Origin of the sequence: Streptomyces violascens (assembly GCF_014649955.1) — a bacterium.
Classification (GTDB): Bacteria; Actinomycetota; Actinomycetes; order Streptomycetales; family Streptomycetaceae; genus Streptomyces; species Streptomyces violascens.
Map to the genome: position 1 here is coordinate 41,170 of NZ_BMUA01000006.1, position 13,893 is coordinate 55,062.

The 13,893-nt window shown below is 70.6% G+C and carries 15 protein-coding genes; 9 read left to right on the forward strand and 6 right to left on the reverse strand.

Translation table 11 applies throughout. From position 1 onward, the window contains the following. Window positions 1–110: 110 nt before the first annotated feature. Entirely contained in the window at window positions 111–1,352 is a 1,242-nt protein-coding gene (locus IE206_RS15035) for an MFS transporter (RefSeq protein WP_189962663.1), read from the reverse strand. A gap of 98 nt (window positions 1,353–1,450) precedes the next feature. After that, a complete protein-coding gene (locus IE206_RS15040) occupies window positions 1,451–2,044 on the reverse strand; it encodes a malonic semialdehyde reductase (RefSeq protein WP_189962664.1) in 594 nt (197 codons plus the stop codon). A 145-nt stretch (window positions 2,045–2,189) separates the two neighbouring features. Between IE206_RS15040 and IE206_RS15045 the strand changes: the two genes are divergently transcribed. The 3 genes from IE206_RS15045 to IE206_RS15055 all read left to right on the forward strand — a co-directional run bounded on the left by IE206_RS15045 (window position 2,190) and on the right by IE206_RS15055 (window position 3,738). Further along, on the forward strand, window positions 2,190–2,696 hold the full coding sequence (locus IE206_RS15045; protein WP_189962665.1) for a MarR family winged helix-turn-helix transcriptional regulator: 507 nt from the start codon (window positions 2,190–2,192) through the stop codon (window positions 2,694–2,696). Between the two features lie 88 nt (window positions 2,697–2,784). Beyond that, on the forward strand, window positions 2,785–3,471 hold the full coding sequence (locus tag IE206_RS15050; RefSeq protein WP_189962666.1) for a GNAT family N-acetyltransferase: 687 nt from the start codon (window positions 2,785–2,787) through the stop codon (window positions 3,469–3,471). A gap of 138 nt (window positions 3,472–3,609) precedes the next feature. Then, window positions 3,610–3,738, forward strand: a complete 129-nt coding sequence (locus IE206_RS15055; RefSeq protein WP_226599864.1) for a DUF3626 domain-containing protein — start codon at window positions 3,610–3,612, stop codon at window positions 3,736–3,738. A gap of 6 nt (window positions 3,739–3,744) precedes the next feature. Here IE206_RS15055 and IE206_RS15060 read toward each other — a convergent pair whose 3' ends face one another. Beyond that, window positions 3,745–4,527: a rhomboid-like protein gene (locus IE206_RS15060; protein WP_226599867.1), complete on the reverse strand. Its 783-nt coding sequence runs from the start codon at window positions 4,525–4,527 to the stop codon at window positions 3,745–3,747. A 249-nt stretch (window positions 4,528–4,776) separates the two neighbouring features. On the opposite strand from IE206_RS15060, the gene IE206_RS15065 reads away from it, so the two are divergent. From IE206_RS15065 to IE206_RS15080, 4 genes are all read left to right on the forward strand, one after another. After that, complete coding sequence (locus tag IE206_RS15065; protein ID WP_189962668.1) at window positions 4,777–5,445, forward strand: spermidine synthase family protein; 669 nt, start codon at window positions 4,777–4,779, stop codon at window positions 5,443–5,445. Between the two features lie 90 nt (window positions 5,446–5,535). After that, window positions 5,536–6,273 carry a response regulator transcription factor gene (locus IE206_RS15070; RefSeq protein ID WP_189962669.1) on the forward strand — a complete coding sequence of 246 codons (738 nt, stop codon included), beginning with the start codon at window positions 5,536–5,538 and terminating at the stop codon, window positions 6,271–6,273. After that, a complete protein-coding gene (locus IE206_RS15075) occupies window positions 6,270–7,460 on the forward strand; it encodes a HAMP domain-containing sensor histidine kinase (RefSeq protein ID WP_226599869.1) in 1,191 nt (396 codons plus the stop codon). The genes IE206_RS15070 and IE206_RS15075 overlap by 4 nt, the downstream gene beginning before the upstream one ends. 281 nt (window positions 7,461–7,741) lie before the next feature. Beyond that, window positions 7,742–11,569: a multifunctional oxoglutarate decarboxylase/oxoglutarate dehydrogenase thiamine pyrophosphate-binding subunit/dihydrolipoyllysine-residue succinyltransferase subunit gene (locus IE206_RS15080; protein ID WP_189962670.1), complete on the forward strand. Its 3,828-nt coding sequence runs from the start codon at window positions 7,742–7,744 to the stop codon at window positions 11,567–11,569. Between the two features lie 182 nt (window positions 11,570–11,751). On the opposite strand, the gene IE206_RS15085 is transcribed toward IE206_RS15080, so the two are convergent. Next, window positions 11,752–11,955: a DUF6191 domain-containing protein gene (locus IE206_RS15085; RefSeq protein WP_189962671.1), complete on the reverse strand. Its 204-nt coding sequence runs from the start codon at window positions 11,953–11,955 to the stop codon at window positions 11,752–11,754. Window positions 11,956–12,060: 105 nt separating this feature from the next. Beyond that, window positions 12,061–12,183: a hypothetical protein gene (locus IE206_RS43165; RefSeq protein WP_264198747.1), complete on the reverse strand. Its 123-nt coding sequence runs from the start codon at window positions 12,181–12,183 to the stop codon at window positions 12,061–12,063. 101 nt (window positions 12,184–12,284) lie between these two features. Between IE206_RS43165 and IE206_RS15090 the strand changes: the two genes are divergently transcribed. Next, window positions 12,285–12,605: a hypothetical protein gene (locus tag IE206_RS15090; protein ID WP_189962672.1), complete on the forward strand. Its 321-nt coding sequence runs from the start codon at window positions 12,285–12,287 to the stop codon at window positions 12,603–12,605. 169 nt (window positions 12,606–12,774) lie between these two features. Beyond that, window positions 12,775–12,957 carry a DUF6104 family protein gene (locus IE206_RS15095; protein WP_003961784.1) on the forward strand — a complete coding sequence of 61 codons (183 nt, stop codon included), beginning with the start codon at window positions 12,775–12,777 and terminating at the stop codon, window positions 12,955–12,957. Window positions 12,958–13,006: 49 nt separating this feature from the next. Here the strand turns inward: IE206_RS15095 and IE206_RS15100 are convergent, their stop codons facing one another. After that, window positions 13,007–13,825, reverse strand: coding sequence for a hypothetical protein (locus IE206_RS15100; RefSeq protein ID WP_189962673.1), 819 nt, complete (start codon window positions 13,823–13,825; stop codon window positions 13,007–13,009). Window positions 13,826–13,893: the final 68 nt, after the last annotated feature.

Below are 13,893 nucleotides of genomic sequence, written 5' to 3' on the forward strand. Positions count from 1 at the left end.
TCAAGTTGAGCTATGCCGACTCAATGCATGTGAGTCTGGGAATGTTCCCCGGGGCGTGTTCGCTCTGAGCGATCAGGTGGGACGGCCCCTGTGACCAGGCCCGAAACCCTTCAGCCGCCCAGGGCGATGGCGGCCGCGATCGCCGGGCCGAAGGCGCCGCCGAGCTGGTAGCAGAGGTTGAACAGGCCGATCGCGGTGGAGCGCTGGGCGGCGGGCGCGGCCGTGGTGGCGTACACCGAGAGGGTGGCCTGGCCGGTGCCGGTGGCGAGCAGGGCCAGCGTCGCGACCAGCAGGAGCAGCGGCGCCCAGGGGGTCAGGACCGCGGTGAGCGGGGCGAGCGCGCCGACGGCGAGCAGGATCGTCAGGACCCGGGGGCGGTTCATGCCGGCCGAGGCCGCGGCGAGCGCCATGGAAAGTGCGGAGCCGGCGAGGAGGGCGACCAGCTGGCCGGTCCCGATGGTGGCGGCCGACCAGTCGGTGCGGTCGCGCAGCAGCTGCGGGACGGTGAAGAGCAGCGCGAAGTACGAGGTCGCAAGCGTGCAGGCGAGGACGGCGGAGAGGACGAAGGCGCGGGTGCGCAGCAGGGCCAGGGGCACGAAGCCAGTGGGGTGGGACCGGATGTGCAGGGCGAGCAGCGCGGCCGTCGCCAGCGAGGCGGCCACCGCCGGGAGCGGGTAGCGCGGCACGAGCACGAGGGCCGTCACCGTCAGGACGAGCAGGGCGGCGCCCCGGCCGTCGAAGGGGGTGCTGTTCGGCGGCGCGGACAGGTCGGCGCGGCGCATGACCGCGGGCAGGGCGAGCAGTGCGACCGCGCCGACGGCCAGGGAGAGCCGCCAGGAAGCGGCGTCCGCGAGCACGGAGCCGAGCAGCGGGCCGATCGCACCGAGGGCGCCGAAACCCGCCGCGATCACGCCCATCCGGCGGACCGAGCCCGCCAGGCTCATGGCCGCGGCGATGAGGCCCGCGGCGCCCGCGGCCTGGGCCGCCCGGCCCGCCATGGCCAGCGGCAGCCAGGGCGCCACCGCGAGGACTGCCGTGCCGGCCGCGATCAGGGCGGCGCTCAGCTTGAGCATGGCGCCGAGGCCGCGGCGCCGCAGCAGACCCGCCATCAGCGGGGTGCCCACCGCCATGGCCCAGGCGAAGACGGTGACGAGCCAGGTGGCGCCGGCCGGGGAGACGCCCAGCGAGCGGGCCATGGCGGGGAGGATCAGGACGGGTCCGTTGGCGCTCGCGGCGGCCGGAGTGGCCAGCAACGCCAGCCACAGGGCAGGGACTTGGCGCGGGGCGGGCGCCGTGGACGGCGTCGCCGGGGTGGTGGTGCGGGGGCGGGCCGGGGTGTGCACAACAGACATGGCGGACGGCTCCAGAACGTGGCGCGGCGGGGGCGGTGGGACCTGGGGGCGGCCCGAGCGATGCGGGCCGGGGTGCGACCAGGGCCGGTCGGACGGGTTCAGACCGTGGTGACGACCTGGTCGTAGGCGAGCCGGGGCGAGCGCGGATACCAGGCGTCCGGGCCCGGGCGGCCCATGTTCACGACCATCAGCGGGGTGTGGTCGTCGTCGAGGAACTCCTTCTGGACCGCGGGGAAGTCGAACCCGGTCATCGGCCCCGCGGCAAGGCCCGCGGCCCGCACGCCGAGGATGAAGTACGCCGCCTGGAGCGTCGCGTTGAGCAGCGCGGACTCCTCCCGGACCGTGCGGTCGGCGAACAAGAGGTCCTTGGCCTGCGGGAAGTGCGGGAGCAGTGACGGGAGTTCCTCGTGGAACTCGTTGTCGGCGGCGAGGATCGCGACCAGCGGGGCGGCCTCGGTCTTCGGCCGGTTGCCCGCGTCCATGAGGTCCACGAGCCGCCCGCGGGCCTCGGCGGACCGGACCAGGACCACCCGCAGCGGCGACTGGTTGTACGCGGTGGGGGCGTACTTGACCAGGTCGTACACCGCCTGGACCTGCTCTTCGGTCACCGGCTCGGCGGTGAAGGTGTTGGCGGTGCGCGCCTCGCGGAAGAGGAGGTCCTGCGCGGCGGGGTGGAGGGGCAGCTCGGCCATCGGGCGCTCCAGTCGTTCGGACTCGGCAATCTCGGTAGTGAGATAAAAGCATCTGACACTCTCAGAATCAAGTATCTCGAAACTAAGAGAACCAGCACTGATATGGTTTTGACCGAAAGAGTCGGAATCGAGAGGAGTGGCGGCCGTGAGCGACATCGTGGACAAGATCGTCGAGCAGTGGAGCGAGGAGCGCCCCGAGGTGGTGGACGACCTCTGGTCGGTGCAGTTCGTCGGGCGCGTGCAGCGCCTGGCCCTGGCCACCGAGCGGTCGATCAAAGCGACAGCGGCCCAACACGGCCTGGACATCGGCGAGTTCGACATCCTCACCACACTGAAGCGCTCCGGGCCGCCCTACGCCCTCACCGCCGGGACGTTCCTCAAGGCGTCCATGGTGTCGTCCGGCACGATCACCAACCGCGTCGACAAGATGGAGGCCAAGGGCCTGGTGGAGCGGGTGCGCGACGGCGAGGACCGGCGCACCGTCAAGATCCGCCTCACCGACCACGGGCACGAGGTCACCCGGGCCGCCTTCGACGACCACTTGGCGAGCCACGCACGCCTGCTCGCCGACGTGGACCGCGAGCTGATCGAGAAGGCCTCCGACAGCCTGCGCAAGGTACTGGAGGCCCTCGGCGACACCGACATCAAATAGCGAGCCCCTGGGGACGAGACAAGGCCGAGCAGTATCGGTAAGGTCCTCTTTACATTTTCACCTATTACCAACTGACCAGGGGGCGGCCATGACGACGGCAACGGCAACGACGACACCGAATCAAGCCACGATCGGCACGGCGGTACGAGCCTGGATCGACGGCTGGATCGTGTCGCGCGGAACCTCCGACCCGATCGGCCGGCCGTGGGGCTGGACGATCGACGTGGGACAGGCCACCCACGTGTCGCGCCATGTGCTCCCCGCCCCCGCCGAGGCGGATGTCCGCGCACTGGTGGCCGCCACGAGCGCGCCCGGCACGTGGCTGAAGCTGTTCGCCGAGGACGACACCGTGCGGCCGTGGCTCACCGAGGGCTGGCAGTTCGACCAGCCCGGCTACCTGATGACGATCCCGCTGACCGCGGAGCGCCCCGAGGTCCCGGCCGGCTACACCCTCACGGCCTGGACCCGGGGCGGCGTCACCCGCGTCCTGATCCGCACCACGCAGGGCCACTTCGCGGCCCGCGGCCAGATCGCCCCGACGGGCCCGACAGCAGTCGCCGACCAGATAGAAACCGCCCCCACCCACCAGCGCCGGGGCCTGGGCAGCCTGGTGATGCGCACCCTGCAGAACACGGCATACGAAGCAGGCGCAAGGACAGGAATCCTGGTCGGCACCCCAGAGGGCCGGTCCCTGTACTCGGCCCTGGGCTGGGAGACGCGCTCACCGATGGCGAGTCTGTATTTCAATCCGCCGGAGAAGCCGACGGAGGGATGAAACGGAGGGGGGAGGGCGGCCCCGGAAAACCCCAGGAGAGTGCCTGACTGCCTTGCCTGGATTCGGCGGGCATGAGCCTCACCCGCGCCCAGGCCGCCGCGCTCGCCCACTTCCGTGCCGCCGCACGGGCGACCACCGGTGATCCAGAGGGCCACTTTCCGCCACGGCGACAGCCATCTCGGGCCGAAGGACGTGGGGACCGCGGACGCCTTCGCATCCGTTCTCGCGGCCCTCGCCGAGGCCGACAAGGCCGACGGGCGAGGCTGAGGCTCCTCAGCCTGCCGCCCCCGCATTCCGTACCCGCCGTACCGCCGGCCAGCAGGCCACCCCCACCAGGAGGGCCACCGGGTGGCCCCAGGCCGCCAGGGGTTCTGTCATGTCCAGCAGGTCTTCCAGCAGCAGCGCGCCCACCACCGCCAGGGTCGTCCAGCGGAAGAGGGGGGTCAGCAGGCCCGACAGGGCGCCCACCGTGGCCATCAGGCCGAAGCTGATGCCGTAGTCGAGGCGGTGCAGGGAGCTCTCGGGGAGGTGGCCGGCCAGGACCGAGAGGGCCACCGGGACCTCCGTGGCCAGGGTCGCCACCACGTGGCCGAGCAGGAAGACGCCCGCCGTGCGCCGGCCGCCGATCCGGCGTTCCAGCGCGGCCAGCACGAAGATGAAGACCACCGCGTACGGGGAGTCGAGGCCTCCCGCTATCCACAGGGCGCTTCCGAAGATCGCCAGGACCGGTGTCGTCGACAGGTGGGCCACGTCCGTGCTCGACGCCTGGAGCAGGGTGTCCACCGTGTCCGGATCGCCGTACTCCGTGTAGATCGAGGTCGCCAGGAGCAGCACCGCGTAGCCGAAGGCGAACGGTGTGGAGGCCGGGGAGGGGAGCAGCCGGGCGGCTCGGGTGAGCCGGCCCCGTATGCCCGAGGCAGTGGGGGCCGTTGCGGTCGCGGGCTCCCGCTTCGGGCACTGGGCCGGTATCGCGTCCAGCTGCGCGGGTATCGCGTCGAGGGCCGTCAACAAGGGGCCTTCCGCCGTCGCGGGGCGGCGGGTTTCGAGCGGGTGCACCGGGTGAGGCCCCTTCCCCGGAGCGCGTCAGGTGCGCGCCCCGAATCAAGCCACGCCCGCGTTCTTCGGCCGTGTTCCGTGGTTCGTACTCGCTGATACCTCTCTACAACGGCTCACCTTCCGTGAACGACTCCTGCCGCGTCTATGGCGTGCGCCACACGGGACAACCTTTGACGGTTCCCGAGCGTCCGGGGCCGGCAGCCCACAACTCGCGTGCGCCGCACCGCCGGACCCGGCATCCTCTGCGGCATGGACGACATCGCCACCCTCGACCGGCGCCAGGGACCCCACGGGGAAGTCGTGCTGCGGCAGCGCGGGGCGCATTTCGAGATCATCGCCAACGGGTGCTTCCTGATGGACACTTCGGACGGCCGCTCGGAACGCCTCCTCATCGATGCGGCGTACGACACACTTTTGCCGGCCGCCACCCGGCCCTCCGTTCTCATCGGCGGACTCGGCGTCGGCTTCTCGCTCGCGCATGCGGCGCAGGACTCCCGCTGGGGCCAAATCGCCGTGGTGGAGCGGGAACAGGCCATCATCGACTGGCACCGGTCAGGTCCACTTGGCGCCATTTCCGGCCCGGCTCTGTCCGATTCCCGTACCCGGATCATCCCTGCCGATCTGGTCGATTACGTGCGTACGGCACAGGACACCTTCGACGCGCTCTGCCTGGACATCGACAACGGGCCCGACTGGACCGTCACCGAGGGCAACGGCGGGCTGTACTCACCGGCCGGACTCGCCCACTGCGCACGGCGGTTGAACCCCGGCGGGGTGCTCGCCGTGTGGTCCGCGCAGCCGTCCAGCGCCTTTGAACAGGCTCTCCGTAATGCCGGATTCACCGGGGTACATACCGAAGAGATCCGAGTTGCCCGGGGCGTCCCTGACGTGGTCCATCTCGGCGTTCGCCCTGCGTAGCCGAGACACGGAAAGTGCCTCTAGTCTCTGACCGACACAGGGGATCACCCCACGGATCCCCGGGCGAGCACAGTCAGGGCGGGGCAACCGATGGAGCAGACACACACCGGCAACAACGGCGTCGCGGCGACCCCCGGCGCCCAGCGCAGGGTGCTGGTCGTCGAGGACGACACGACGATCGTCGACGCCATCGCGGCCCGTCTGCGGGCCGAGGGCTTCCAGGTGCAGACGGCCGTCGACGGCCCCGCCGCCGTCGACACGGCCGAGGCCTGGCAGCCGGACCTGATGGTCCTCGACATCATGCTGCCGGGCTTCGACGGCCTGGAGGTCTGCCGCCGGGTCCAGGCCCGGCGGCCCGTGCCGGTCCTCATGCTGACGGCCCGCGACGACGAGACGGACATGCTCGTCGGGCTCGGCGTCGGCGCGGACGACTACATGACCAAGCCGTTCTCGATGCGCGAGCTGGCGGCCCGGGTGCACGTCCTGCTGCGCCGGGTGGAGCGGGCCGCGCTCGCCGCGACCACGCCGCGCACGGGCATACTGCGCCTCGGCGAGCTGGAGATCGATCACGCGCAGCGCCGGGTACGGGTCCGCGGCGAGGACGTCCACCTGACGCCGACCGAGTTCGACCTGCTCAGCTGCCTGGCGAACACGCCGCGCGCCGTGCTGTCCCGCGAGCAGCTGCTCGCCGAGGTGTGGGACTGGGCCGACGCGTCCGGCACCCGCACCGTGGACAGCCACATCAAGGCGCTGCGCCGGAAGATCGGGGCCGAGCGCATCCGTACGGTCCACGGCGTCGGCTACGCGCTGGAGACCCCGGCGCCATGAGCCGGGCCGGAGACCGGGCCCGGCAGCTGCGCGGCAGCGGCGAGCGGCCCGGCTGGGACGAGCCGGCCAGGCGCGGCCGATGGGCCAGGGCCAGGCGCGTACTGCTCGGCCAGGTCGTGGCGGGGCTCCGGTCGGTCTCCATATCGATCAAGACCAAACTCGGCACGCTGGTCGTGGTCTCCGTCTTCATCACGACCGGGCTGCTCATGGTGGCCCTGCAGACCCGCACCGAGCTCCGCTTCATCACCGTCTTCTCGGTGATAGCGACCCTGCTGATCACCCAGTTCGTCGCGCACGGGCTCACCGCCCCGCTGGACGAGATGAACACCGTCGCCCGCGCCATCTCGCACGGGGACTACACCCGCCGGGTGCGCGGCGCCGACCGTCGCGACGAGCTCGGCGACCTCGCGGGCACGATCAACCGCATGGCGGACGATCTGGAGGCCGTGGACCGGCACCGCAAGGAACTCGTGGCAAATGTCTCGCACGAGCTGCGCACACCCATCGCGGCACTGCGCGCGGTCCTGGAGAACGTCGTGGACGGCGTCTCCGCGGCCGACCCGGAGACGATGCGTACGGCCCTGAAGCAGACCGAGCGCCTGGGCCGCCTGGTCGAGACGCTGCTCGACCTGTCCCGCCTGGACAACGGCGTGGTGACGCTGCGGGCCCACCGCTTCGAGGTCTGGCCGTATCTGTCGGGCGTCCTCAAGGAAGCCAATCTGGCGGCCGCCCAGCGCAAGCTGTCCTCCGGCTCGGGCAACCACCAGCGCGCCGACGTCCACCTCCACCTGGACGTCTCGCCGCCCGAGCTGACCGCGCACGCGGACGCCGAGCGGCTGCACCAGGTAGTGGCAAATCTCATCGACAACGCCGTCAAGCACTCCCCGCCGCACGGCCGCGTGACCGTACGGGCCCGCCGCGGCCCCCAGCCCGAGTCGCTGGATCTGGAGGTCCTGGACGAGGGCCCGGGCATCCCGCAGTCCGAGTGGCACCGGGTCTTCGAGCGGTTCAACCGCGGCGCGGCGCCCTCCCCGCACGGACCCGGCAGCGACGGCGGTACGGGGCTCGGCCTCGCGATCGCGCGCTGGGCGGTGGATCTTCACGGTGGCCGGATCGGCGTGGCCGAATCCGCACGCGGCTGCCGGATCCAGGTCACCCTCCCGGGCACCCCGCGCCAGCAAAGTTGACGTAAAGTTCGAACCGGAAGCAGCCGTTCTGCGTGGTCATCAGCAGAAGCGGTCGTTCAGGGGTGCGGGCCAGGAGGCCGTAGCCGCACTGTCGCGTACCCGAACTGGCTCGCGCAGCAGCGGAACCACGCTTGTTTCCCGCCATTTCACGCCCCGAAACCCGGGTTCCGGTGTGACTTACACGACTGTGGCATGCCCGGCCTGCACGTCCCGGCCGGGGAGGCGTAGCCTTTATTTCCGCTGTCCATCACCTTGTGAAGCGGAAGAGGGCGGTTACCGCCGTGTCGTCTCAGTCCCCCAGTAATTCGAGCGTCTCGACCGACCAAGACGGGCAGGGCAAGAACCCTGCGGCCGGCTTTGGTGCCAATGAGTGGCTTGTCGACGAGATCTATCAGCAGTACCTCCAGGACCCCAATTCGGTCGACCGTGCCTGGTGGGACTTCTTCGCCGACTACAAGCCGGGTGCCACCGGCACGGCGGACAAGCCCGCGGCAGGTGTCCCTGCCGCAGCCGCGGGGGCTGCGGTAGCCGCGCCTGCGGCCGCTGCCCCGGCCGCACCCGCCGCACCGGCCCAGGCCGCACCGGCACCCGCGGCGCCGGCCACCCCGGCCGCCGCTCCGGCACCGGCCAAGGCTGCGGCTCCGGCCGCTGCCCCGGCTCCGGCTCCGGCGAAGCCCGCGGCTGCTGCCGCGCCCGCCAAGCCCGCCGCACAGCCTGCCGGGGCCACCGAAGCCCCGGCCGGTCCTGAATTCGTGACGCTGCGCGGCCCCGCCGCCGCGGTCGCCAAGAACATGAACGCCTCGCTGGAGATGCCGACGGCCACGTCCGTCCGCGCCGTCCCGGTGAAGCTGCTGTTCGACAACCGCATCGTCATCAACAACCACCTCAAGCGCGCCCGGGGCGGGAAGGTCTCCTTCACCCACCTCATCGGGTACGCGATGGTGCAGGCGATCAAGGCCATGCCGTCGATGAACTACGCGTTCGTCGAGAAGGACGGCAAGCCGACCCTGGTCAAGCCGGAGCACGTGAACTTCGGCCTCGCCATCGACCTGGTGAAGCCCAACGGCGACCGCCAGCTCGTCGTCGCCGGCATCAAGAAGGCCGAGACGCTCAACTTCTTCGAGTTCTGGCAGGCGTACGAGGACATCGTCCGCCGGGCCCGGAACAACAAGCTGACGATGGACGACTTCACGGGCGTCACCGTCTCGCTGACCAACCCCGGCGGCCTCGGCACCGTGCACTCCGTGCCGCGTCTGATGCCCGGTCAGTCGGTCATCATGGGCGTCGGCTCGATGGACTACCCGGCCGAGTTCCAGGGCACCTCGCAGGACACCCTGAACAAGCTGGGCATCTCGAAGGTGATGACCCTCACCTCGACGTACGACCACCGCGTCATCCAGGGTGCCGCCTCCGGCGAGTTCCTGCGCATCGTCGCCAACCTGCTGCTCGGCGACAGCGGCTTCTACGACGACATCTTCGAGGCGCTGCGCATCCCCTACGAGCCGGTCCGCTGGCTCAAGGACATCGACGCCTCGCACGACGACGACGTCACGAAGGCCGCCCGCGTCTTCGAGCTGATCCACTCCTACCGGGTCCGCGGCCACGTCATGGCCGACACCGACCCGCTGGAGTACCGCCAGCGCAAGCACCCCGACCTGGACATCACCGAGCACGGCCTCACCCTGTGGGACCTGGAGCGTGAGTTCGCGGTCGGCGGGTTCGCCGGCAAGTCCCTGATGAAGCTGCGCGACGTCCTCGGCGTGCTGCGCGACTCGTACTGCCGCACCACCGGCATCGAGTTCATGCACATCCAGGACCCCAAGCAGCGCAAGTGGATCCAGGACCGCGTCGAGCGCTCGCACTCCAAGCCGGAGCGCGAGGAGCAGCTGCGCATCCTGCGCCGCCTGAACGCGGCCGAGGCGTTCGAGACGTTCCTGCAGACCAAGTACGTCGGCCAGAAGCGCTTCTCCCTCGAGGGCGGCGAATCGGTCATCCCGCTGCTCGACGCCGTCATCGACAGCGCCGCCGAGTCGCGCCTGGACGAGGTCGTCATCGGCATGGCCCACCGCGGCCGCCTGAACGTGCTCGCCAACATCGTCGGCAAGTCGTACGCGCAGATCTTCCGCGAGTTCGAGGGCAACCTCGACCCGAAGTCGATGCACGGCTCCGGCGACGTGAAGTACCACCTGGGCGCCTCGGGCACCTTCACCGGTCTGGACGGCGAGCAGATCAAGGTCTCGCTCGTCGCGAACCCCTCGCACCTGGAGGCCGTCGACCCGGTCCTCGAAGGTGTCGCCCGCGCCAAGCAGGACGTCATCAACAAGGGCGGCACGGACTTCACGGTCCTGCCGGTCGCCCTGCACGGTGACGCGGCCTTCGCCGGCCAGGGTGTCGTCGCCGAGACCCTGAACATGTCGCAGCTGCGCGGCTACCGCACCGGCGGCACGGTCCACATCGTGATCAACAACCAGGTCGGCTTCACCGCCGCCCCGGAGTCGTCGCGCTCGTCCATGTACGCCACCGACGTGGCCCGCATGATCGAGGCGCCGATCATCCACGTGAACGGCGACGACCCGGAGGCCGTGGTCCGCGTCGCGCGGCTCGCCTTCGAGTTCCGCCAGACGTTCAACAAGGACGTCGTGATCGACCTCATCTGCTACCGCCGCCGCGGTCACAACGAGGGCGACAACCCGCAGTTCACCAACCCGCAGATGTACAACCTGATCGACAAGAAGCGCTCGGTGCGCAAGCTCTACACCGAGTCGCTCATCGGTCGCGGCGACATCACCCTGGAAGAGGCCGAGCAGGCCCTGCAGGACTTCCAGGGCCAGCTGGAGAAGGTGTTCGCGGAGGTCCGCGAGGCCACCACCTCGGCGCCGGGCGAGATCCACTCGACCGACCCGCAGGCCCAGTTCCCGGTCGCGGTCACCACGGCGGTCTCCCAGGAGATCGTCAAGCGCATCGCCGAGTCGCAGGTGAACATCCCGGAGCGGATCACCGTCCACCCGCGTCTGATGCCGCAGATGCAGCGCCGCGCCGCCTCCGTCGAGGACGGCACGATCGACTGGGGCATGGGCGAGACCCTGGCCATCGGCTCGCTGCTCATGGAGGGCGTCCCGGTCCGTCTTTCCGGCCAGGACACCCGCCGCGGCACCTTCGGCCAGCGCCACGCGGTCCTGGTCGACCAGGTCACCGGCGAGGACTACACGCCGCTGATGTACCTCTCCGAGGACCAGGCGCGCTACAACGTCTACGACTCGCTGCTCTCCGAGTACGCGGCGATGGGCTTCGAGTACGGCTACTCGCTGGCCCGTCCCGAGTCCCTGGTGATGTGGGAGGCGCAGTTCGGCGACTTCGTCAACGGCGCCCAGACGGTGGTCGACGAGTTCATCTCGTCGGCGGAGCAGAAGTGGGGCCAGACCTCCGGCGTCACCCTGCTGCTCCCGCACGGCTACGAGGGCCAGGGCCCGGACCACTCGTCCGCCCGCCCGGAGCGCTTCCTCCAGATGTGCGCGCAGAACAACATGACGGTCGCCATGCCGACGCTGCCGTCGAACTACTTCCACCTGCTGCGCTGGCAGGTCCACAACCCGCACCACAAGCCGCTCATCGTCTTCACCCCGAAGTCGATGCTGCGTCTGAAGGCGGCGGCGTCGAAGGCCGAGGAGTTCACCAACGGCGGCTTCCGCCCGGTGATCGGCGACGAGCACGTGGACCCGGCCGCCGTCCGCAAGGTCGTCTTCTGCGCGGGCAAGGTCTACTACGACCTGGCCGCCGAGCGCGAGAAGCGCGGCGCGAACGACACGGCGATCATCCGCATCGAGCGCCTGTACCCGCTGCCGGGTGCCGAGCTCCAGGCGGAGATCGCCAAGTTCCCGAACGCCGAAAAGTACCTGTGGGCCCAGGAGGAGCCGGCGAACCAGGGTGCCTGGCCGTTCATCGCGCTCAACCTGATCGACCACCTGGACCTGGCCGTCGGCGCGGACGTGCCGCACGGCGAGCGCCTGCGCCGCATCTCGCGCCCGCACGGCTCGTCCCCGGCGGTGGGCTCGAAGAAGCGCCACGAGCAGGAGCAGGAGCAGCTGGTGAACGAGGTCTTCGAGGCCTAGGCCTCCGAGCGGGCCAGGCCTTCCGAGGCCCGGCCCGCACCTCGTGCCGTACGCAGCTCTCGTCGTACGCATGTGAAGGGCCCGGCATCCCGAGTTGGTGGGGATGCCGGGCCCTTCGGCGCGCCTAGGGGGTGTCCGATGGGTCATGGCCGGGGTCGCGGCCCTGACCCATCGGACACCCCCTAATCCTCTTCTTCGCCCTCGTCCTCGTGATCGGCGCCCCCGGTCGGGGGCACGCGTATGACCACGCTGCCGCTGGCCAGGTCTATCGGACCGCGCCCGGGGTCGGAGTCACCGACCTCGTCGAGCGTGATCTCCTGCCGTCGGCGCTCCTCTTCCGTGTGCCGTCGCGCGGGCGCAAAGAGCTCGTCGAGCCCACCGAACATCCGAAGCCTCCTCCGTCAGCCGTCCCGTACTCACACAACGCTGTGCGGCGCCTGTCAGATCCCGATCACGGCTGCCGTATCCGTCCGGGGAATCCTGGGGGCGGCTCACATGGTCGGCACGGCGAGCCCGGACGCAAGCTCGGGGTGCTGGCGCCGCAGTTCGGCGACGAGCCGCTGGAGCGGGGAATCGGCGCTCACGTTGGCGGCGGTGGCCCGGGCCGGGAGCATGACGCCGTCCCCGGATCGGCAGCACGACGTGCTCGCCGTCCCTCAACTCCAGCCGGACCGACCGCATTTCGACCTGGCGCCGGTTCCACAGCACCCGCGAGGTGGGGTGCTGCACGATCACGGCCGCGGATACGACGTCGTCGAGGGCCACCGTCCCGGACGGCGAGACCTCCTGCGCGATCAGCGACTTGTGGGTCCGCCACGACAGCGAGCCGTCGTCGAAGCGCACCCACACCTTCGAGGGCAGCAGCAGACAGCGCTGCACCACGAAGACGGCGGCGATCGCGAGAATCGCGTACATCACAAAGGAGCCGACCGGGCCTGCGTCATCGGCTTTCGCGGACTCGTGGACGCCGGTCCAGCCGAGAAGTGCGACGGCACCGGTACTGACCAGCACCATGTGCCGCATTTTGAACAGCTGAATCTTCACCGAATCCCCCTCCCTGGAACGCAAAACGATCGGAAGCCACCAGCGGCGAGCCGATGCTCGACCCATGAGGCTTCAAGGCGGTCGCAAAGGACCGGGAGCAGGGCCCGGCGGCCGCCGGATACGCTGAAGGGCGAACATCCGGTACGTCCCAGGAGCAAGTTGTGTACTTCACCGACCGCGGCATCGAGGAGCTGGAGAAGCGGCGCGGCGAGGAGGAGGTCACCTTCGAGTGGCTCGCCGAGCAGTTGCGTACCTTCGTCGACCTGAACCCGGACTTCGAGGTTCCGGTCGAGCGGCTCGCCACGTGGCTGGCGCGGCTGGACGACGAGGACGAGGACGAGTGAGCCGAGCGGCGCCGGAGTTCGACGGATGAGCCGCAACGCGTAATACGCGTCAACAGCCGGGCCGGGCGCGCATCCGGTCGTACGCGAGGCTCAGCACCCCGTGGGCGATGAGGATCGAGCCCGCTGTCGTCCACCCGCCGCTGTGGCGCTTGAGGCCCCAGACCGTGAGCGGGATGCCGGCGGCGAGTTGGGCGGCACCCAGGAGGCGGGCCTTGGGGCCGCGGACCCACGGGCCGAGCGGGCTTTCCTCGACCGCGTCGAGTTCGGCGCGTACCGCGTCGCGCCAGCCGGACCACTCGATCGTCTCGGCGCCCTGCGCGGCGGCCACCGAACGCAGGCGGTCGGTCGGTTCGCCCGGGGTGAGTCCGGCGGGCAGGGCAACGCCCGTGCGGGCCAGGATCGCGATCAGGCCGAGGAGCCGGGCCCGGGCGTCGGCGGCCGAATCGGGCCGGGTCAGACCGTCGAGCGCCTCCACGTCGAGTACGGGGTCGAGCCCCAGGCGTGCCGCGAACGTGCGCATCGCCTCGCCCTCGCCGACCGGGGTGCCGTCGGTGAGCCAGACGTAGCCGACCGTACGGCGGAAGCCCGAGGCCAGGGTGTATCCCGCCCGGGCGTCGTCCCACCACAGCGCGATCGCGGGCCAGCCCGCGCCGACCGTGAGCGCGCCCGCCCAGCCCGCGAGCACCTGGTCGACGGGGTCGGTGCCGGTCAGCCAGGGTTTGGCCGCGGGGACGAGCACGCTCCAGCCGTCGCCCGCCGGGGCGAGGAGCATCCGCTCGCGCAGCAGATGGGCGACCGGGCGGACCGCCGGGGGTTCGGCGCGGCAGAGGAGCAGGGCTCCGGGGGCGGCGGGAGGGGCGACGCGCATGATCCATACGCTAGGGCATGCTTGGCCCGATTTCACCGTATCCATCCATATACGCACGGCAGGGAGCC

What these genes read in the sequence shown, in the direction of transcription:
- IE206_RS15035 (WP_189962663.1), bottom strand. Translation starts at nt 1,352, where the DNA reads ATGTCTGTTGTGCACACCCCGGCCCGCCCCCGCACCACCACCCCGGCG.
- IE206_RS15040 (WP_189962664.1), bottom strand. Translation starts at nt 2,044, where the DNA reads ATGGCCGAGCTGCCCCTCCACCCCGCCGCGCAGGACCTCCTCTTCCGC.
- IE206_RS15050 (WP_189962666.1), top strand. Translation starts at nt 2,785, where the DNA reads ATGACGACGGCAACGGCAACGACGACACCGAATCAAGCCACGATCGGC.
- IE206_RS15065 (WP_189962668.1), top strand. Translation starts at nt 4,777, where the DNA reads ATGGACGACATCGCCACCCTCGACCGGCGCCAGGGACCCCACGGGGAA.
- IE206_RS15070 (WP_189962669.1), top strand. Translation starts at nt 5,536, where the DNA reads ATGGAGCAGACACACACCGGCAACAACGGCGTCGCGGCGACCCCCGGC.
- IE206_RS15075 (WP_226599869.1), top strand. Translation starts at nt 6,270, where the DNA reads ATGAGCCGGGCCGGAGACCGGGCCCGGCAGCTGCGCGGCAGCGGCGAG.
- IE206_RS15085 (WP_189962671.1), bottom strand. Translation starts at nt 11,955, where the DNA reads ATGTTCGGTGGGCTCGACGAGCTCTTTGCGCCCGCGCGACGGCACACG.
- IE206_RS43165 (WP_264198747.1), bottom strand. Translation starts at nt 12,183, where the DNA reads ATGCTCCCGGCCCGGGCCACCGCCGCCAACGTGAGCGCCGATTCCCCG.
- IE206_RS15100 (WP_189962673.1), bottom strand. Translation starts at nt 13,825, where the DNA reads ATGCGCGTCGCCCCTCCCGCCGCCCCCGGAGCCCTGCTCCTCTGCCGC.